Genomic DNA, 21,519 nt, shown 5'->3' on the forward strand with positions numbered 1-21,519 from the left:
ATAACCGAGATTTAATTATATTTAAGCCTATTTTAACCCTGCCTAAAATCACCAACCTCTTTAATCAATTGATCTAGATGATTTAACTATTATTTTTGTTGGTGGATTTAAAGAAATACCAATACCTTTTTCGTTCATTTCCGCCTCTACAAAAGATTCTTTTTTGAGCTGCATCAATTTTCCTTTTTTATCTACGAACGCCGAGCGTAATTCCTTAACCTCATTCGTTAAATTTGCAATCTCATATACTTTTTGATCTGCACTATGCGAGCTTGCAATCATTATGATAGCTAGAAACGAAATAAAAATGATGATACGCCAATTTTTGAACGAATCATCACTGACTAGAAACTTACCTCTTAATATTCTATATATGTTTTTTTTCATATTTTTTTGGCAATCCTCAGTTTTGCACTACGCGCTCTATTGTTTTGTTTTATTTCTTCTTTAGAAGGCACAATTAAACCTCCAACTTTTTTCAACGGCACTTCAAAGTTCCCAAACACATCTCGTTCTGGCTCACCTTCAAATAATCCATTTCGAATAAAACGCTTTACTAAACGATCCTCTAAAGAATGGTATGAGATAAAACTTAAGCGACCATCTTTCTTTAAAACCTCAGGAGTCTGAAGTAGTAACTCTTTCAAAACTTCGATTTCCTGATTTACCTCAATTCGAATAGCCTGATAGATTTGTGCTAAGACTTTATTTTCTTTTTGATGATTTAAAAATTGTTTTAAAGCTGCTTTTAATTGCTCACTCGTTTTAATTTCAGCATTCTTTCGCTCCTCAACAATTACCCTTGCCATTGCTGGCGCATTTCTTAATTCACCATATTGAAATAAAACAGCTCTTATTTGCTCTTCATCATAATTATTAATAACCTCAAAAGCAGACAATTTGCTATCTTGATTCATTCGCATATCTAAATCTGCCTCAAATCGTGTTGAAAATCCGCGCTCAGCAACGTCAAACTGATGAGACGATACACCGAAGTCTGCTAAAACACCATCAACTTCTTTAGCACCATAAAATCTTAAAAATCGTTTTACAAACCTAAAATTCTCATTAATCAACACAAAACGATCATCATCAATTGCATTTGCTAAAGCATCCTTATCTTGATCAAAAGCATATAATTTTCCGTTTGGACCTAATCGCGATAAAATTTCCCTACTATGACCCCCACCTCCAAAGGTGACATCCACATACACTCCATCTGGCTTAATTGCTAAACCATCAACAGTTTCTTTAAGTAATACTGCGTTATGATAATCCATTCTCGTCGTCATCTTGTCCCATTACTTCCTCGGCCAAATCAGCAAAATCTTCGGCCGCATCATCAATAGCTTGTTCGTATTTATCTTTATCCCAAATCTCAAGAATATTCACTGCAGATGCTAAAACCACTTCTTTAGTAATACCAGAAAAACCGATTAAGTCCTTCGGTATCAATAAACGACCAGCACTATCTACTTCTACAATTTTAACACCAGCTGTAAAACGTCTGATAAAATCATTATTCTTTTTCTTAAAGCGGTTAAGCTTGTTTATTTTCTCCATCATTTTGTTCCACTCGGACATAGGATACAGTTCCAAACACGACTGAAACACAGCACGCTTTAAAACAAAACCATCTTGCAAAGCCGCTGACAACTGCTTTTTAAGCACAGCAGGTATCATTAGCCTTCCTTTGGCATCAGCTTTACATTCGTATGTTCCTATAAATGAATTCAAAAGGTTTTGTTTACCACTATAACGGTTAAGATTCAAAGATATTGAAAAAATCACCACTTTTTACCACATTCTACCACATTTGTTAATAAGTTTTAGTTTAAAATTGCCCCAATTTATTTTCACGTCAATGAATATCACTTTTAAGCAATTATTTTTAAGTGGGAATTATTAACAACTCCCCACATAACATCCATCTCATAAAAAAAGTTGATATTTATTCCATATTATTTATATTCTAAAGGATTTAGTTATATTTGTTTCTAACACATAAGCACGAACATGCACATGGCACACCTTTTAAAGAAAGAAAAGGATTTTAGATATATTGAAGTAGGCGAAGGCACACCAATTATTGTGTTGCATGGCTTAATGGGTGGGCTCAGTAATTTTGACGGAGTCACTAAATACTTTAGCTCTAGAGGCTATAAAGTCATTATTCCAGAACTCCCTATTTATAGCATGTCGTTATTAAAAACGAACGTCAAAAGTTTTGCTAATTATCTAAAAGATTTTATTGAGTATAAGGGCTTAGAGAATGTTATTTTGCTAGGAAATTCTCTTGGTGGACACATAGGACTTTACCACACAAAATTATATCCTAAAAAAGTAAAAGCCTTAATTATCACCGGAAGTTCAGGACTTTACGAAAGCGCTATGGGTGGTGGCTACACCAAACGGAGCGACTACGAGGTTATGAAAAAGAAAGCACAAGAAGTCTTTTACGACCCAGCAGTAGCAACCAAAGAAATTGTAGATGAAGTCTATGAAACTGTAAATGATCGTAATAAATTGATTAAAACCTTGGCAATCGCCAAAAGTGCCATTAGACACAACATGGCTAAAGATTTACCAAACATGACAACTCCAATATGTATTATTTGGGGGAAAAATGATAGCGTCACTCCGCCTGAAGTTGCTGAAGAGTTTCACGAATTATTACCAGATTCTGAATTATATTGGATAGATAAGTGTGGACATGCAGCCATGATGGAACACCCAGAAGAATTTAATACAATTTTGATGAGCTGGCTTGATAAGCGCGAATTTTAGAGTAAGCAAAAAGCTCGAAGACTGAAGTTGAGAGCACGAAGTAAAAAACATCACTAGCCTATTTCCATTATACCCCTATTTTACTTCACAAAAAAATAAGTTTAATTAAATAAGATTCCTGTTTTCACAGGAACTAAAGATGAAAATAAAATCAGCTGAATTTATCGTTAGTAATTCTGAAGTGGCAAAATGCCCGAAGAACAACCTACCCGAATATGCCTTTATAGGGCGAAGTAATGTTGGAAAGTCATCATTAATCAACATGCTAACTGATAGAAAAAGTTTAGCGAAAACGTCTGGACGACCTGGAAAAACACAATTAATTAATCACTTTCTTATTAATGAGAATTGGCACTTAGTAGATTTACCAGGTTATGGTTATGCGCGCGTTTCAAAATCCTCTAAAAAGAAGTTTCAAAAATTCATTACCGATTATTTTGAAAAACGCCAACAATTGGTTTCTGCTTTCGTACTCGTAGATATTAGACATAAACCGCAACCCATAGATTTAGAATTCATGAAATACATGGGCGAAAGCGAAATTCCTTTTGGTATTATATTTACCAAAGCCGACAAGTTAAAACCAAAAGCTATTGAACGTCACGTAGATGAATACTGCCAAGAGCTACTTAAATTCTGGGAAGAATTACCACCTTATTTTGTGACGTCTGCTTCTAACTACATAGGCAAGGATGATGTACTAAACTTTATTGAAGACACTAACGAAGAAATTGAACAACTAAGATCTCAAAATTAAATTAGGATTTCACATCCAAAGCATCACGCAAAGCATTACCCACTAACATAAAAGCCATAACCAATAGCATAATACACACTCCAGGAATGAGTGCTAAATAAGGTTTACCCAAAATAATATAATTGTAATGATCTTTAATCATGGCTCCCCAGCTTGCCATTGGCGGTTGTGCTCCAATACCTAAGAAACTAAGGCCACTTTCTATTAAGATAGCTGCTGCAAAATTTGCTGCAGAAATAACGATTAATGGTCCAAAAATATTGGGTAAGATGTGTTTTGTGATGATTCTATAATCTTTATAACCTAAAGCTTTAGCAGCTGTTACGTATTGCATTTCCTTAGCACTGATGATTTGCCCTCTTACCACTCTTGCTACTTCTACCCACATAGTTAAACCTACGGCTATAAACACCTGCCAAAAGCCTTTTCCTAAAGCCAAAGTAATGGCTATAACCAATAATAAGGTTGGAATTGACCACGTTACATTAATAACCCACATAATAACAGTATCCACCTTCCCGCCATAATAGCCCGCTAAACTCCCCATTAAAACCCCTACAATTAGTGAAATAAAGACAGCTACAAAACCAATAAAAAACGAGATACGAGAACCAATTAATACACGACTCAAATAATCTCTCCCATACTTATCTGTACCAAAAACAAAACTTTTAGTTTCTATATGAGATTTATAATTTGAATTCGGAAAACGCGACACCACTATTTGTTTTTTTTCACCTTGTAAGCCATCTGAAGCATATTCTACATAGTGTAAAATATCATTTTGAAGATTATACGACTGAATAGGAATCTCTGTATCTGTATTATTATAACCAAAGAATAATTTAGAAAAAAAGTTTTGTTCCGATTCAATACCAGATGGAATCGTTAATATCTCCACTTCAAAACCAGGCGATTTTGAATGAATAGCTAAATGCATTTGATTGGCGTTTTTTGAAGCATCTGGCGCGAATACATAAGCAAACACAGAAACCAAACCAATACAAGTAATAGTACTCAAACTAAAAACGCCCCAAAAGTTTTTCTTAAACTTTTGAAGCGCTAAGCTTGTTAATGAATTATTTTGATTAGACATTCATCTTTATTAATTAGCAGGCATCTTGTTTCAAACATTTAGATTTCACTAAGTAGCAAAAAACAAGGCTCTTTTATTACTTTAATTCTTTACAGAATTAGCAACTTTATTTTTTATCTCGTAAGTCATTTTTAAATCATGAAGCACATTAATTGCTTCCTCTACATAAACATCCTTTGCTAAAGCTTTATGCCAACGATCACGTTTTTCTAATAACACAGAATCTTCGTTCATTAGTTTCACTTCGTAAGGTAGCGAGGTAAATGTTAAATTCGTTTGATATTCTGAAAGTTCTGTAAAACGTTTCGCCTCCTCTTCGTTAACCTCCATTTCCTTTTTATAGATATTATAATTTAGCGAGTAAGACTCACGATCTCTTATTTTCTTTACCCATTGTGCATTGGCATCGATAAGCTTTAACTGCTCATTAGCAGCCATTCTTTCTTTACTTTTACTGATTGTAGTATCGTAATCAAAATAGTTATCCCAAATTTCATAATCAGCGGCATCAATTTTATCCCATGCTAATGGGTTGTCCTGATCTTTCTCTCCAATATTAATATAACTGTAACGGTCTGGTACAACAACGTCACTTTTTACACCTTCTAACTGTGTTGAACCACCATTAATTCTATAAAATTTCTGAGTAGTAAATTTTAAAGCACCCATATCACCTTTGGTATTATTTTTTACCATTCGGTTTAAATCCATCACAGTTTGCACTGTTCCTTTACCATAAGTTTGCTTGCTACCTATAACAATTCCTCTTTTATAATCTTGCATTGCTGCTGCTAAAATCTCAGAAGCAGATGCCGATAATTCATTTACCAATATCACCAATGGACCATCCCAAACTATAGAGGCATCCTTATCACTAAGTACCTCCTTGGCTTCTCCCGTTGTTTTTACTTGTACAACTGGACCTTCTTCAATAAATAAACCAGCAATATCTACAACCGTTTGCAAAGAACCACCACCGTTATTTCTCAAATCCATTACTAAACCTTCTACTCCTTCTTCTTTTAATCTTAAGATTTCTTGTTTAATATCTGAAGCAGCATTTCTTTCATTATAGTCATCAAAACTGATGTAAAATTTAGGAAGATTAATAACTCCGAAGGTTTTTCCATCTTTTTCAACGATTGAAGATTTTGCATATGTTTCTTCGAGTTCCACGATATCTCTTTTTATAGAAACATCCTGAATCGTTCCATCTACCTTTTTTAAGGTTAGTGTCACCACAGTTCCTTTTGGCCCTTTTATAAATTTAATAGCATCATCTAATCGCATACCAACAACGTTGATAGCCTCTTTTTCATCTTCTTGTTTAACCTTAAGAATTTGGTCACCCACTTCTAACTCATTAGCTCTCCATGCTGGTCCACCGCTGATAATTTCATTAACCATAATACCGTCTACTTTCTTTTGTAAACGCGCACCAATACCTTCAAATTTACCTGAAATATCTCTATCAAAGCGCTCCTTATCTTCTGGTGCGAAATAAAATGTATGCGGGTCATACCCTTCTACAATAGCATTTATGTACATCGCAAACCAATCGTTACGTGTTCTATCATCAATATAATCGTAAAGCTCATCGAGTGATTTTTTTGTCAACAAACGTGCGTCTACTTCTAATTCTTTATCTGATTTTTTAGCTTCAGATTTTTTAGCCTTTGGTTTTTCATTAGCTTCTGAAAAATCAAGATCTGCAGCTGTTTCCGAATCCCCATCAATATCTTGTTGCGAAACCACATCATCAAAATTAACGATGGTAGAAAATTTCAATTGTTGTCTCCAACGCTCTTTCATTTCGCGCTTATTAGCCACATAAGTAAGATTTTCATAATTCGCATTATAGTCTTCGTCTTTAGAAAAATTAAAAGGTTTATCTAACAAATCTTTATACAATTCTTTAGACTCAGCGATACGTTCAAGTAAGCGTTGGTGCGTTAGGTTAAAAAACGACACATCGTAAGCTTTAATTTGATCATCAATTTTATTCTTGTAAGCTTCGAACTCTTTAATATCCGACTCATAGAAGTAACGCTTAAATGGATCTAAATTATTTAAGTAACTATCGTATACATGTGATGAAAAATCATCATTAATGTCTTTTGGTTCAAAATGGCCTTGATCAAGTAGATAAGAAATAAGTTGAATTAACAATTTATCTTTATCTGGATCTTCGAATTTTTTACTCGTAAAACTGCATGAGGCAAATGCTATCAATAAAGCGAGTAGCAAAAATTTATAATTCCCTTTCATCTTTCTTTTTTGTTTTTTTTTTAATACCGAAAAATGCTATCACCAATAATCTTCATTCTTTTACTTAGAAGATAATGCTATGGTTTGGTCCATCTCTCTTTTTACTTATTATTAAGTAGGTTCTCAATTTTTCACTAAAATAGAAGAAAAAACCGTGCCATAAAAAATAGGTACCCTATTTTTTTGTTAAAGGTGAGTTTACTTATAAATCGATACCTTTTTTAGTATTTTTACAATTCATTAAATTTTTTAAACATAATGTCTACACGTCCTTTAATTTTAGTTACGAATGATGATGGAATAACCGCACCAGGAATTAGAATGCTAATTTCGGTAATGAACAAAATTGGAGATGTTGTAGTTGTGGCTCCAGATAGCCCACAAAGCGCCATGGGACATGCCATTACCATAAATTCAACTTTACATATGGAGAAAATCACTGTTGATGGTAAACAACCAGAGTATAGTTGCTCTGGAACGCCTGCTGACTGTGTAAAACTCGCTGTAAATGAAATTTTAGAAAAGCGACCAGACATCTGTGTTTCAGGGATTAATCATGGCTCTAACTCATCTATCAATGTCATTTATTCTGGCACTATGAGTGCTGCTTTAGAAGCTGGTATTGAAAGTATTCCTGCCATTGGGTTTTCACTACTGGATTATAATTGGAATGCCAATTTTGAACATTGTACATCGTTCGTAGAAACGATTACTAGACAAGTATTAGAAAATGGATTACCTGATGGAGTGGTGCTAAATGTTAATTTACCAAACCTAGAAAAAGACGCTATAAAAGGCATTAAAATTTGCAGGCAGGCTCGTGCCAATTGGAAAGAGGAATTTGACAAGCGAACAAACCCGATGGGTAGAGACTATTATTGGCTTAGCGGTAAATTTGTAAATATGGACAACGGTGAAGATACGGATGAGTGGGCCTTAGAACACGGCTATGTTTCCGTAGTGCCTGTTCATTTTGATTTAACCGCACACCATGCCATACAGAATCTAAATACATGGAACTTAAATAATAAATAGCGATTATTAAACGTAGAGATGCTTTTATGAAAAAAGAAATTTTAATAGGTTTTATTGTTGGTATTATAGCTAGCATTTTCGGGTTTATTTTTGCTATTCAGATTTTTGGACACTCAGACGACTGGGGTGATGTGATCGAAAAATCTATTTCAGGAGGTTTTTTAGCAAAATTAATAAGCCTTGGCGCACTATTAAATTTGGGAACATTTTTTCTCTTCTTGAAAAAAAATAAAGATGATAGAGCTAAAGGAGTTTTAATATCTATAGTTGTCGTACTAATTGCAACAATGATAATTAAATTAGTAGATTAAAATGAAGTATTATATCATTGCTGGTGAAGCCTCAGGCGATTTACACGGCTCAAATCTTATGAAAGCTTTGTTTATAGAGGATGAACAGGCTGATATTAGATTTTGGGGTGGAGACCTTATGCAAAATGTTGGAGGAAACTTAGTAATGCACTATAAAGAACGCCAATTTATGGGTTTTGCTGAAGTGATTCTAAATCTCAGAAAAGTTTTAGGACAAATAAAATTTTGCAAATCTGATATTGAAAAATTTCAGCCAGATGTGATTATTTTTATTGACAACTCCGGCTTCAACCTTAGAATTGCCAAATGGGCAAAAGCACTAAATTATAAAACGCATTATTATATATCACCGCAAGTTTGGGCCTCTAGAGCTCATAGAGTAGAAAAAATAAAACACGATGTTGATGCGATGTATTGCATTCTTCCTTTCGAAAAAGCATTTTACAAAACATACAATTACGACGTGAATTTTGTAGGTCACCCATTAATAGATGCCATTGCAGATCGGCCACAAATTGAAGACAGTGTTTTCAGAAAAGAACATCAACTTAGCGACCAACCTATCATTGCGTTGCTGCCTGGAAGTCGAAAGCAAGAAATAACTAAAATGCTTGGCATAATGCTTAGTTTGGTTGATGACTTTAAGGACTATCAATTTGTTATAGCAGGAGCGCCTAGTCAAGATTACGAATTCTACCAAAGCTTTATAAAAAAGAAGAATATTAAATTTATCTCTAACAAAACATACGATTTACTAAGTATTTCTACTGCTGCCTTAGTTACTTCTGGCACTGCTACATTAGAAACAGCTTTATTTAAAGTACCACAAGTAGTATGCTATAAAGCGAACGCAATTTCATATCAAATTGCAAAACGTATTATAACCTTGAAATATATTTCATTAGTAAATTTAATAATGGATCGCGAAGTGGTTACAGAACTTATTCAAGGTGATTTAAATAAAAAGCGACTAAAAAAAGAATTAACGGCTATTTTAGATTCCAAAAAAAGAGAACAACTCTATTTAGATTATTACGAATTAGAAAAACTATTAGGAGGACGTGGAGCTAGTGAAAATACGGCAAAGTTAATTTACAACTCTATTAAAAATTCTAAATGAGGACGACCTAATTTTAATTATATATAACAAACAGCCACCAAATCTAAATAAAAAATGAAACGACTATTGCCCTTTATTTTATTACTCTTTATTGCTAGCAGCTGCAAATCGAAAAAATCAAATTCTAGCAAAAAAAACCAAACACATTCTGTAAAGGTTAATACAACCGTAAAGCCTACTGCTGAAGCTGAGCGAATCGTAAAATATGCTAAAACTTTTGATGGTACACGTTACAAGTACGGCGGCACCACTAAAAGCGGTATGGATTGTTCTGGCTTAATTTACACGAGTTACAAAAAACATGATGTTAGTTTGCCGCGAACAACCTCTGGACTAAAAGGAACAGGAGAGTGGGTTGATTTAAAAGAAGTTAACGTAGGGGATTTAGTGTTTTTTGCTACTAACAAAAATAGCAGAAACGTAAATCATGTTGGTATTGTAACCAATGTACGAACTGGTAATGTTGAGTTTATCCATGCCTCAACAAGCAGAGGTGTTATGATTTCTTCTATTGCAGAAAAATATTGGTACTTCTCTTTTGTACAAGCAAGACGCGTATTGTAAATACATTTTAATTATCTTAGTAACTCAAAATCATGAAGTTACTAAATTTTACCATTATAAAATTTACCATTTGTTTGGTTGTCGGTATTCTTTTGGCTCATTACCTTAAGCTAAATTTCTACGTCATTTTATATACAACTATTGGTTTCGTTATTTCCTTAGGCTTGTCCTGGTTGGTTATAAAATCTAAAATTAATCGTTCAGTATTTTATGGAATGTTTGCTTACCTCAGTATGGTTGGTGTTGGAATGACTTCTTACAATCTTCAAGATGACACCTTAAGGCCTGAGCATTATACAAATCAAAATTCAACTGACGATTATGATGCTATCATTTTTAAAATTGAAAAACGACTAAAACCAGATACTTATAATGATAAATATATTGCCTCTATATTAACTTTTAATGATAAAGAAGCAGTTGGACAGGTATTGATTAATATTAGACGAGATAGTGTGCCTATTCAATTTAATGTTGATGATGTATTTTATACTAAAACGGAATTAAAAACGATTCAAAAACCTTTAAATCCATATCAGTTTGACTACAGCAAGTATTTAGAATTAGAACAGATATATCATCAGGTGTACTTAAACGCTGAGAATATCCTTCAACTTTCAGATTCTAAATCTACTATTTATGGATATGCGGATGCCTTAAGAAAAGAAATTAACACCAAACTTAGAGCGGCAGGATTCGAAAATGACGCACTCAGTATTATGAACGCGCTTTTGCTTGGCCAACGACAAACTATTGATAAAGCTATTTATAATAATTATGTTGACTCTGGTACTATCCATATCTTGGCAGTGTCTGGGCTCCATGTTGGTATTATCTTATTGATTCTCAATTTTCTTTTTAGACCACTACTCTATCTTAAAAATGGCCATTTTATTAGACCTTTTATTCTCGTCTGTATATTATGGAGTTTTGCCGTAATTGCAGGTTTGTCTCCTTCTGTTACACGAGCAGTAACTATGTTTAGCGTTATAAGTATTGCTATGCACCTTAAACGACGTACTAATATTTATAATACTCTCGTCATTTCTGCTTTTGTAATCCTATTATTTAAACCTACATTTCTATTTGCTGTAGGATTTCAGATGAGTTATTTAGCGGTTTTAGGCATTGTGAGTGTTCAACCTATTATTTATAAACTTTGGAAACCCAAATATTGGATTATAGATAAACCTTGGCAAATATTTACAGTCACTTTAGCCGCACAAATCGGAGTTGTTCCGATAAGCTTATTTTATTTTCATCAGTTTCCGGGCTTGTTTTTTATCTCGAATCTAGTCGTAATTCCATTTTTAGGATTAATTCTAGGTTTTGGAATGCTCGTTATTGTTTTAGCTTTATTGAACGCATTACCAAATTTCTTAGTAATCGTTTATAGTTTTATTATTGATAGCTTGAATGATTTTATCGCTTGGGTTGCTCAGTTTGAAAATTTTCTATTTAGGGACATTCCGTTTACGCTACTTCAGGCTATTGTGTGTTATATAATTATTGTGGCTTTGATTCAGGTTTACAAATTCCGAAATTTTAAATGGATAGCAATTAGTTTAATCGCTATTATCGGACTTCAAGGTGTATACTTTTATAATAGGTATCAAACACAACATAATACTTTAGTGGTATTTAATAAAAGTCGCTACTCAATGATTGGATTAAAGACAAACAATAAATTAACCCTCTATCACAACCTCGATTCGGTAAAACTAAAATCGGATTACGCCGTAAAGAATTATAAAGTAGGTGAATCTTTGGACATTATTGTTTCGGACAGTTTACAATCTGTTTACCAATATAAGGACAATATTATTTTAGCCATAGACAGTTTCGCAATATATAAAGGACTGACGTTTAGACCCAATTATATTTTGTTACGAAATTCCCCAAGACTGAATCTCAATAGAGTTATTGATAGCCTAAAACCACAACTGATTATTGCAGATGCGAGTAATTATAAATCGTATTTAAAACGTTGGAAGGAGACTTGTGAGCATAAAAAAATCCCTTTCCATCAAACGAATGAAAAGGGAGCTTTTATTATAAAATAATGTGATTTATTACTCTTTAAATGTTGGAGTAAACGACTTAAAATATTCATTAAACTGTTCTTGTGATGTCATTTCCTTATGTTTATCACTTTCAAAAAGCTTTAAATACAACTCTAATTGCTGTGGTTTTAAATATCCAGTGATCGGAGAAATAAATCCTCCTTCTTCATCAAAAAAGACCATAGTTGGATAGGCTTGTACCTGCAAGAAGCGTGAAAATTCGTGAGAACTATTACGTCTATTTGCTTTTGTAGCATCGTAATTAGGATTCTTAAATGTTTGATCCTTGTAAGTCACTTCATCATTACCTTCTGCATTGAATTTTACCGCATAATAATTCTCATTAACATAAGCAGCTACATCTGGATTTTGAAATGTATTCTTATCTAACATTTTACAAGGTCCACACCAATTGGTGTAAACATCCATAAATATCTTTTTTGGTTCCTTTTTCTGAAGTTCTAAAGCCTCATCTAAAGTTACCCAATTAATCTCTTGTGCTACTGCTGTTAATGAAAAAGCAAAAACAGCGATTAATCCTAAGGTCATTTTTTTCATCATATTCGATTTGTTGCAAATAATAAGCCGAACTTACAAAAAATGCTCCTAAACAGGAGCATTTTAGATATTTTTAACGGTTTTTGTTAACGTACTCCGTGCATTAATTTTTTCAATACTGGGTTTAACACAAATATAAAAAGTCCTGCAATAACCGGTACAATTGTAAATATTAAGAAGAAGGTAGATAAGCTATATTCCTTTGTAATATTTTCGATTTGTCCACCAACTACTGCTGCCAACTTATTACCAATGGCAATGGCTAAATACCACATACCAAACATCAGTGCAATCATCCTACCTGGCACCAATTTACTTACATAAGATAAACCTACAGGTGATAAACAGAGTTCACCGAGTGTATGAAATAGATATGCTAAAATTAGCCAAACCATACTTACTTTTACACCATCGACAAGACCAAAAGCACCAAAGGCTAATAAGCCAAATCCAATTCCCATAGTACACAAACCTAAGGCATATTTTGTTGCTGCACTTGGGTTGTATTTACTTTCCCACCATTTAGAAAAGAATGATGCGAATACGATAATAAAGAATGAGTTTAGAATACTAAACCACGACACTGTTATTTCAACCTCGTTATCTCTAACCTTTGTAACTGTTGCATCCACAAAGCCAGTATCTCTTCCTAAGGTCTTTGCATTAGCAACTAACTCAGCTTGTTTCTCAACGGTAGACACAAATGAGAACTCTGTTAATTCTTTATTCTTATTAATAAGCACCTTACTATCACCTACTTTATAATCGGCGTAAGGCTCCCCTACAGTGATTGTTTTTGTTACAATTTTTTGTGATGAATTAGTAACTGTACTTTGAGTAACAGGTATATATTTAAATTGCAATACTCCTTTATCATTTTTAACCTGCTCACCTTTATCATCGAGTTCTGGCTGCTCAATAGCACTATAACTTACATCATAAGCTGTAGTATTAAAATCTCTATTTAACATCCAACCTACAATGGTCCACATTAATAAGAAACAAATAACTAAGACGATATTAGAACCTGGTATTTTCTTAAATGTTTTCTTCCATAGAATATAAAGCACATAAGAAATAATAATCAATGGTATAACCGTAAGTAAGGTATTTACAATATTGAATATCGTCGCAGAATTCCCACTTAATAAGCGATCAACATTATCTCTAGCAAAAATCACTAATGAAGATGCCCCTTGCTCAAAAGACATCCAAAAGAATACTGTAAAGAACGCAAATATTATAAAAGCAATCATTCTATCTCTTACGACAGCTGTATATCTTAAAATACGACCTATTACTAATACTAAAAATAGTGCTAAAGCAAATAAAACTGCCGTGTATTGCCCTTCGAAATCACCTATTTGTAAAAAAGCGAACATATCAATACCAGCAATTTTAGACATTGGATCGTTAACGGCATAACCTAAACCTATGACTGATGCTATAACGATTAATACTTTGTCTAAAGTGGTAAAAGGATTAGGACGCTCTTCTATTTCTTCTTCTGAAATTTCTACACTTTCTTCATTGATGTTTTGCGGTAATTCGACCTCATGAACTTTCGATGGCTTAGCACCGATTTTTCCGAATAATGGACCTGCCAACCAAAACTGAATGGTTCCTAACAGCATAAAAATCCCTGCTAATCCAAATCCATAAGCCCAACCTACTTTTTCAGCTAAGTAACCACATAGCATCATTCCGAAAAATGCACCTGCATTAACACCCATGTAATATATGGTATAAGCACCATCTTTCTTTTCTGGGTTCTTTTTATACATATCTGAAATAATAGACGTCATTGTTGGCTTAAAGAAACCTGTACCCACTACTAAAAGAAACAAACCAAAATATAATGAGAATTCAGTTTCTAAAGCCATGGAGGCATGACCCGCTGTCATTATTAAAGATCCAATAATCACTGCCCAACGATACCCTGTATATTTATCTGCTAGCCAACCACCTATAATTGGTGTGATATAAAGTAACATCGCATAAGTTCCGAAAAGGGCACCTGCATTCTCTACTGTCCATTCCCAGCCTGGATTATAGCCAATAGCAGCCATAGTAAGGAAATTAACAAGTAATACACGCATTCCGTAGAACGAAAAGCGCTCCCACATTTCAGTAAAGAACAATACAAAAAGTCCAGCAGGATGACCAAGAACTTTGTCTTTAAATAGATTTTCGATGTCAGTATTCATAAAAAATAATTTAGTTAGAGTGAATTCTTAAGGGAGAATTCTTTTTTTTAGGAGTTTAGATTATTTGTTAAGTTCTGGATTTGCTAACTCGAACTCTTCTGCTTCTAAAATTTCATGTTCGTTATCTTCTGCTCCATGTGTTAATTTCTTCAATTTCTTTAAGAATAAAAGCAGTAATAATCCAAATGCAACAGTAAATATAGTTAACCACATAAAGGTTGCATACTCTTGCTCACTTTGCTCTTCTTCTAACACAAAAGACACTCCATAATCTTTTCCGTCTCCTTTATTTTCTGTAATTTGAGCTTTGTCTTTATCTTTTTCAAATACTAATTTTGCATGATATGGATTTGAAGCCGAAACATTATTCTCAGTTAAATCTTCCAATAACTGTTTCGTATTTGAATCCTCACCTTGAGACATTTTGAATAAAGAATTTAAGTCTTTACCTGTTTCAAAATCCTTGAATACCACTTCTCCATTTTCAGGATATACCGTAGATCTTATACTAAAGTTTTTATCTTCATTAATTGGATATTCTGTTATTTCAACTACTTTTTTATTTTCATTTTTAATTTTAAATGTTTCTTTTGAAATAAAAGGCAACATCTCTTGTTTGCTAACAATCATTTCGCCTGTGAACGATTCAAGCTGAGAAGACTCTCCAATTGTACCAGCTAACTTATTCCCAAAACCTGTGGCAGCAAAATAAACCCCCATCATAATGGACGCATATTTTAATGGAGCCAACTTAGTAATAAATGATAGTGATACAGGAGATGTACATAACTCACCAATTGTATGGAATAAGTACGCTAAGAAAATCCACATCATAGCTGCTTTTCCAAACGTTTCTGCACTAGCTTCTTGAGATGCAAACATCATAAAGACATAACCTAGACCCATAATGATAGTTCCGATTGCCATTTTGAATAATGAAGAAGATTCTCTTCCACTTTTCTTCCACCAAATCCAGAAACCACCTATGATAGTTCCGAATATAATAATATAACCTGCATTTAAAGATTGGAAAACAGCTGCAGGAATTTCCTCCATCCAACTCCATCCTGTAGTTCTATCGACCTTAGCATCCGTATATAAGTTCATTAATCCTCCGGCTTGCTCAAAAGCTCCCCAAAACACAACAACGATTAAGAATGAAATCAATAAAACAACAACTCTATCTTTTTCAATTTTACTCAACGGACGTTTTGAAGCTAAGCGTTCTGCTTCTGTAGCCTGACTACCACCAGTAAATTCACCAACTCCTTTTAAGAATTTTTGTCCCCAGATAAATACAACTTGCCCAAGTAACATACCAATACCTGCTAAACCAAAACCATAATGCCATCCGTAATAATAAGCGACTAAACCAACAGTAATACTTGCTAAGAACGCACCAACATTGATGCCAATATAAAAAATTGTAAATCCACTATCTCGTCTAATATCTCCTTCTTTATACAGACCACCAACCATTGTAGATATGTTTGGTTTAAGACCACCAACACCTAAAATAATCAAGCCTAAACCTGTAAAGAAAGCCCAACTCTGAGGTATCGCTAGAATACCATGACCAAAACATAACAAAAGTCCACCGAGCATAACAGTTTTCTTTTGACCTAAAAACTTATCGGCTATCCACCCCCCAGGTATAGAAGCGACATAAACTAGCATAGTATACCAACCATATAACCAAATCGCATCTTTATTAGACCAACCTAGACCTGGATCAATTGCAGTTGCAGAAGTTGCCATGTAAAGCACTAAAATACCTCGCATTCCATAATAAGAAAAACGTTCCCACATTTCTGTAAAAAACAAAATGAATAGACCTACTGGATGCCCAAAAAGTTCCTTCTGATGTGCATGTTTAATTGTTGTTGACATAATATTATTAGTTAGTGTTAGTTAGTTTTGACTTCATTTATCTCAGCATTTAATCTTCTAATGATTACAATTTATCACCCAATGTTCTATGGATGAAATCTGTCATCTTTTTATATAAATGCAATCTCGTGTTTCCACCGTAGATGCCGTGATTTTTATCTGGATAAATCATCCATTCAAATTGTTTATCGGCTTGGATTAAAGCTTCGACCATTCTCATGGTATTTTGTACATGGACATTATCATCACCTGTACCATGAATTAAAAGGAAATCTCCTTTAAGTTTATCTACATGATTTATTGGTGAGTTCTCATCATAACCCGTTGGATTTTCTTGAGGTGTGGTCATATAACGTTCAGTATAAATAGAATCATAAAACCTCCAGCTCGTCACTGGCGCGACCGCAATTGCCATTTTAAAGACATCATTTCCTTTAAAAAGTGCATTACTACTCATAAAACCGCCATAGCTCCAGCCCCAAATCCCAATTCTTTCAGCGTCTATATAATCTAACGTCCCCAATTGTTTTGCAGCTTCTATTTGATCTTCAACTTCAAATTTCCCTAATTCATTTTGAGTAACTTTCTTAAAATCGGCTCCTTTAAAACCCGTTCCTCTTCCATCAATACAAACTACAATATAACCCTGTTGTGCTAACATTTGATACCAATAATCATTTGCACTATTCCAACGGTTAGCAACTTGCTGAGAGCCTGGACCAGAATATTGATACATAAATAATGGATATGTTTTATTCGGATCAAAATTAGAAGGCTTAATTGTCCACATGTTCAAATCATTCCCATTTACAGAAATAGTACTAAATTCTTTTTCAGACATCACATAGCCCTCGAGTTTCTTGGCTAATTGATCATTATCTTTAATTTGTTTAACAACTTTACCAGATTTAGAACTGTATAACGTATATTCTTGAGGTGTTACTGCACTTGAGAACGTATTAATAAAATAGGTGAAGTCAGCACTAAAAGAAGCACTGTTTGTTCCGACTTTTTCCGTCAGACGCTTTTTGTTTTTTCCGTTTAACTGTATAGAATATACATCTCTATTTATTGAACCATTTTCTGTAGATTGGTAATAAATAGTATTTGCTTTTTCATTAAAACCATAGTAGTCGGTAACTTCCCAATTGCCTTTAGTAACTTGATTCATAAGTTTACCGTCTTTTGAATAATGATAGACATGATTAAAACCATCTAACTCACTCGTCCAAATAAAACTATTATCTTTTAGAAAGGTTAAGTTGAAAGTGACATCGATATAGGCGTTATCTTTTTCTGCTAAAACTACTTTTGAAGAGTTCGCTTTGGTATCAATCATCCAAAGATCTAATTCATTTTGATGACGATTCATAAACTGAACACTCAATACATTAGCATCGTTCGTCCATTCTAATCTTGGAATATAGAAATCTACATAGTCTTTCGTAACACTTAACTCAGTAAGTTTTTTGGAATCTAAATCAAATAAATGTAAAGATACTTTAGAGTTCGCTTCGCCTGCCTTTGGGTACTTAAACACATGTTGTGTCTGGTATAAATCTGAACCATAGACGTCCATAGAAAATTCTGGAACATCAGTTTCATCAAATCTAATAAAAGCAATTTGGTTACTATCTGCATTCCAATCAAAAGCCCTAACAAAGCTAAATTCCTCTTCGTAAACCCAATCCGTAATACCGTTAATAATCTTATTCTTTTCGCCATCTGTAGTTAACTGCTCTACATTTCCAGATTTTAAATCCTTTACGAATAAATTATTTTCAAATCCGTAAGCCACTTTAGTGCCGTCTGGAGATAACGTTGGTTCTTGCACTAAATCATCTGACACTTTAGTTACTTCTTTCGAAGCTATATCATATATGTAATATTCACCCAATGTAGAACGTCTAAAAACAGGTTGTGATTTTGTTGTTAAAATTATTTTAGATTCATCGGTATTAAACGAATAATCAAAAAAACCTTGAATCTCAGCGATATCAGCTGATGACACTAAGGTTTTTACTTTTTTTAATGTTTTATAGTCATAAATATCTATGGTAGATGTTCTGCTTTGCCTATCAAAATTCAAAACTGAATACTGATTTCCATTCTCCATCGAATGCAAAGCTTGCATTCCTTCAGTTCTAAAAGTTCCACCCCAAATGTCCTGAAGCGTAATTTGTTTGTCCTGACAAAAAACTAAAGAGGTCATTAAAAAGCAAAAAACAGCTACAAGAGGTCTCAAAGTCATGTGTTTATATTTATTATTTATATAAGGCTAGATCCTGCTCGCTATGGATCACATTTACTATCCACACCATTTTTTACAGGCGATTTTCTTAAATTTTACGTTTTAATAAAGCAATGCCAAGTTTACTAAAAATTATGCAAAAAATCGCTATTATTAACAGTAAATCGGCATTTAAAATCGATTTTGCAGACATTTTACGCCAATCCTAGTATCTTTGTTTTTACAAAAATAAGAACCAACATGCCTAATACTATTTCTGGCTTTTCTAAGCTTTCTAAAACTCAAAAGATTGAATGGCTTTTAAACACGTATTTCACAGATAAAGATAGCGCGAGAGCAATTGTTAAACAGTATTGGAACTCAGATGATAAACTTCAGAATTTACATGATGAGTTTATAGAAAATACTATTACTAATTACTATTTACCATTAGGTGTTGCACCAAATTTTTTAATTAACGAGACCATTTATACGGTCCCGATGGCCATAGAAGAAAGCTCAGTTGTTGCTGCAGCAAGTAAAGCTGCTAAATTTTGGCTGGATCGGGGAGGCTTTAAAGCTGAAGTATTATCTACCGAAAAAATAGGTCAAGTTCATTTTATATATAACGGTGAATTTGATAAACTTGAAGCATTCTTTAAAGCTGTAAAGTCAAAATTGATTAGTGATACAACTTCCATAACTAAAAATATGGAACGCAGAGGTGGTGGTATTTTAGATATTCAATTACGTAACAAATCTGAAGATTTACCTAATTATTACCAGCTACATGCCACGTTTGAGACTTTGGATGCGATGGGAGCCAATTTTATTAACTCTTGTTTAGAACAATTTGCAACAACTTTTAAAAGTGAAGCCTTAGTGTTTAAACGCTTTACCGAAGACGAAAAGCACATTTCTATTATAATGAGTATTCTTTCCAACTACGTACCACAATGTTTGGTGCGTGCGGAAGTCTCTTGTGAGATTGAAGATTTAAAAAGTAAGGACATTCCTAATCCCGAAGAGTTTGCAGTTAAATTTAAGCAGGCAGTTAGCATTGCAGAGATTGAACCGTATAGAGCTGTCACACACAATAAAGGGATTATGAATGGCATTGATGCTGTTGTTTTAGCTACTGGAAATGATTTTAGAGCCGTTGAAGCTGGCGTGCATGCTTATGCTGCAAAAGACGGCAAATATTCTAGTTTAACACACTGTACCATTACTGATGGTATCTTTAAATTCTGGATTGAAATCCCGTTAGCATTAGGAACCGTTGGTGGCTTAACAAACTTACATCCTTTAGTAAAATTTTCTATGGAAATGCTTCAGAAACCAACAGCAAAAGACTTAATGAATATTGTTGCAGTTGCTGGATTAGCTCAAAATTTTGGCGCTATAAAATCTTTAACCACTACCGGAATTCAAGAAGGACATATGAAAATGCATCTCATGAATATTTTGAATCAGTTTGAAGCAACAGAGAATGAGAAAGTGATGCTTGTTGAACATTTTAAGACTAATGTGGTAACTCATAGTGCGGTAGTTGAGGCAATAAAAAATATAAGGCCATAAAGTAATCCCAAAATAAAAATTTTTGAATTCAAAGCCTAAAACATATAGAAGTAACGGAAAACTCCTACTAACAGCTGAATATGCTGTTTTAGATGAAGCAAAAGCTTTGGCGATACCAACTAAATACGGACAGAGTTTACTTGTTAAAGCAAATGATTCTAACATTATAAATTGGAAGAGTTATAATGAACTGGGAGCAATTTGGTTTGAATGCCATATATCATTTAATGAGATTGCTACGACAGACTTAAATAGTCCAGCTCTCAATGACGTTAAAGAACGTTTGTTACAAATTTTAAAAGCAACTCAAAGCTTGAATTCTGAGTTTTTAGTTTCAAATCAAGGTTATGATATCACAACGCATCAAGATTTTAATAGACTTTGGGGTTTGGGTACATCGTCTACCTTAATTAATAATATTGCAAATTGGGCAAATGTTGATGCTTACCAATTACTTAAAAAAACATTTGGTGGTTCTGGTTATGATATTGCCTGTGCTCAAAATGATACTTCAATTACATTTCAATTACAAGCAGATCAAAATCCACTGGTAACCTCAGTCAATTTTCAACCCTTATTTAAAGACCATCTCTATTTTGTATATCTCAATCAAAAACAAAATAGTAGAGAAGGGATTTTAGCATATAAATCATTAGGTAAAATTGATTCTAAAATCACGTCTAAAATCGATGCTATAACTGAAGAAATGATTACGTGTACTTCACTTTCAGAATTTGAAAACTTAATTGAAGCTCATGAAAAAATCGTTTCTAATCTCATAGAACAAGACCCTATTAAAACGAGACTTTTCTCTGATTTTAAAGGCGCGGTAAAAAGTCTTGGAGCTTGGGGAGGCGATTTCGTTTTGGTAGCTTCTAATACTAATCCTACCGCTTATTTTAACGCAAAAGGGTTTGATACCGTTATTCGTTATGTGGATATGGTTTTAGTTTAAATAATACTTACACGGTTTCAAAAACATTGCAAGAAAATAAAATTATTACCAATCTTATTTAATTCTATAGATGCTGAAACAAGTTCAGCATAAAAAAATG

At 33.6% G+C, this 21,519-nt stretch carries 18 protein-coding genes; 9 read left to right on the forward strand and 9 right to left on the reverse strand.

What is annotated here, in order from left to right:
• Positions 1–60 precede the first annotated feature (60 nt).
• Genes HM986_RS02370 through mraZ form a run of 3 tightly spaced genes read right to left on the reverse strand, consistent with a single transcriptional unit; the run spans position 61 to position 1,737 of the window.
• Positions 61–387, reverse strand: coding sequence for an FtsL-like putative cell division protein (locus HM986_RS02370; RefSeq protein ID WP_179333476.1), 327 nt, complete (start codon positions 385–387; stop codon positions 61–63).
• Entirely contained in the window at positions 384–1,280 is an 897-nt protein-coding gene (rsmH, locus tag HM986_RS02375) for a 16S rRNA (cytosine(1402)-N(4))-methyltransferase RsmH (RefSeq protein ID WP_179333477.1), read from the reverse strand. Before rsmH ends, HM986_RS02370 begins: the two co-directional genes overlap by 4 nt.
• Complete coding sequence (mraZ, locus tag HM986_RS02380; RefSeq protein WP_179333478.1) at positions 1,267–1,737, reverse strand: division/cell wall cluster transcriptional repressor MraZ; 471 nt, start codon at positions 1,735–1,737, stop codon at positions 1,267–1,269. Before mraZ ends, rsmH begins: the two co-directional genes overlap by 14 nt.
• A 285-nt stretch (positions 1,738–2,022) precedes the next feature.
• Here mraZ and HM986_RS02385 point away from each other — a divergent pair, with 285 nt between their 5' ends.
• Positions 2,023–2,787 carry an alpha/beta fold hydrolase gene (locus HM986_RS02385; RefSeq protein WP_179333479.1) on the forward strand — a complete coding sequence of 255 codons (765 nt, stop codon included), beginning with the start codon at positions 2,023–2,025 and terminating at the stop codon, positions 2,785–2,787.
• A gap of 139 nt (positions 2,788–2,926) precedes the next feature.
• The gene (gene yihA, locus HM986_RS02390; RefSeq protein ID WP_179333480.1) at positions 2,927–3,544 is read left to right on the forward strand and encodes a ribosome biogenesis GTP-binding protein YihA/YsxC; all 618 of its coding nucleotides are present in this window, start codon (positions 2,927–2,929) and stop codon (positions 3,542–3,544) included.
• 1 nt (position 3,545) lies between these two features.
• On the opposite strand, the gene HM986_RS02395 is transcribed toward yihA, so the two are convergent.
• Positions 3,546–4,640 carry an ABC transporter permease gene (locus HM986_RS02395; RefSeq protein WP_179333481.1) on the reverse strand — a complete coding sequence of 365 codons (1,095 nt, stop codon included), beginning with the start codon at positions 4,638–4,640 and terminating at the stop codon, positions 3,546–3,548.
• Positions 4,641–4,721: 81 nt separating this feature from the next.
• Positions 4,722–6,908, reverse strand: coding sequence for a carboxy terminal-processing peptidase (locus HM986_RS02400; RefSeq protein ID WP_179333482.1), 2,187 nt, complete (start codon positions 6,906–6,908; stop codon positions 4,722–4,724).
• A gap of 258 nt (positions 6,909–7,166) precedes the next feature.
• Between HM986_RS02400 and surE the strand changes: the two genes are divergently transcribed.
• The 5 genes from surE to HM986_RS02425 are packed head-to-tail and all read left to right on the forward strand — an operon-like array spanning position 7,167 to position 12,001.
• Positions 7,167–7,943: a 5'/3'-nucleotidase SurE gene (surE, locus tag HM986_RS02405; protein ID WP_179333483.1), complete on the forward strand. Its 777-nt coding sequence runs from the start codon at positions 7,167–7,169 to the stop codon at positions 7,941–7,943.
• Positions 7,944–7,969: 26 nt separating this feature from the next.
• On the forward strand, positions 7,970–8,254 hold the full coding sequence (locus HM986_RS02410) for a hypothetical protein (RefSeq protein ID WP_179333484.1): 285 nt from the start codon (positions 7,970–7,972) through the stop codon (positions 8,252–8,254).
• A 1-nt stretch (position 8,255) separates the two neighbouring features.
• Positions 8,256–9,374: a lipid-A-disaccharide synthase gene (lpxB, locus tag HM986_RS02415; RefSeq protein WP_179333485.1), complete on the forward strand. Its 1,119-nt coding sequence runs from the start codon at positions 8,256–8,258 to the stop codon at positions 9,372–9,374.
• Positions 9,375–9,428: 54 nt separating this feature from the next.
• Complete coding sequence (locus HM986_RS02420) at positions 9,429–9,938, forward strand: C40 family peptidase (protein WP_179333486.1); 510 nt, start codon at positions 9,429–9,431, stop codon at positions 9,936–9,938.
• A gap of 32 nt (positions 9,939–9,970) precedes the next feature.
• Complete coding sequence (locus HM986_RS02425) at positions 9,971–12,001, forward strand: ComEC/Rec2 family competence protein (protein WP_179333487.1); 2,031 nt, start codon at positions 9,971–9,973, stop codon at positions 11,999–12,001.
• Between the two features lie 9 nt (positions 12,002–12,010).
• Here the strand turns inward: HM986_RS02425 and HM986_RS02430 are convergent, their stop codons facing one another.
• The 4 genes from HM986_RS02430 to HM986_RS02445 all read right to left on the reverse strand — a co-directional run bounded on the left by HM986_RS02430 (position 12,011) and on the right by HM986_RS02445 (position 18,907).
• Complete coding sequence (locus HM986_RS02430; RefSeq protein WP_179334371.1) at positions 12,011–12,550, reverse strand: thioredoxin family protein; 540 nt, start codon at positions 12,548–12,550, stop codon at positions 12,011–12,013.
• 95 nt (positions 12,551–12,645) lie between these two features.
• Entirely contained in the window at positions 12,646–14,766 is a 2,121-nt protein-coding gene (locus HM986_RS02435; RefSeq protein WP_179333488.1) for a peptide MFS transporter, read from the reverse strand.
• A gap of 60 nt (positions 14,767–14,826) precedes the next feature.
• Positions 14,827–16,656 (reverse strand): peptide MFS transporter, encoded by a 1,830-nt coding sequence (locus HM986_RS02440; protein ID WP_179333489.1) that lies wholly within the window; start codon positions 16,654–16,656, stop codon positions 14,827–14,829.
• Positions 16,657–16,720: 64 nt separating this feature from the next.
• On the reverse strand, positions 16,721–18,907 hold the full coding sequence (locus HM986_RS02445; protein WP_179333490.1) for a S9 family peptidase: 2,187 nt from the start codon (positions 18,905–18,907) through the stop codon (positions 16,721–16,723).
• Positions 18,908–19,135: 228 nt separating this feature from the next.
• On the opposite strand from HM986_RS02445, the gene HM986_RS02450 reads away from it, so the two are divergent.
• Complete coding sequence (locus HM986_RS02450) at positions 19,136–20,464, forward strand: hydroxymethylglutaryl-CoA reductase, degradative (protein ID WP_317167339.1); 1,329 nt, start codon at positions 19,136–19,138, stop codon at positions 20,462–20,464.
• A gap of 22 nt (positions 20,465–20,486) precedes the next feature.
• Positions 20,487–21,419, forward strand: a complete 933-nt coding sequence (locus tag HM986_RS02455) for a GYDIA family GHMP kinase (protein ID WP_179333492.1) — start codon at positions 20,487–20,489, stop codon at positions 21,417–21,419.
• The last annotated feature ends 100 nt before the right edge of the window (positions 21,420–21,519 follow it).

The organism is Winogradskyella costae (assembly GCF_013403865.1).
GTDB classification, from domain to species: domain Bacteria; phylum Bacteroidota; class Bacteroidia; order Flavobacteriales; family Flavobacteriaceae; genus Winogradskyella; species Winogradskyella costae.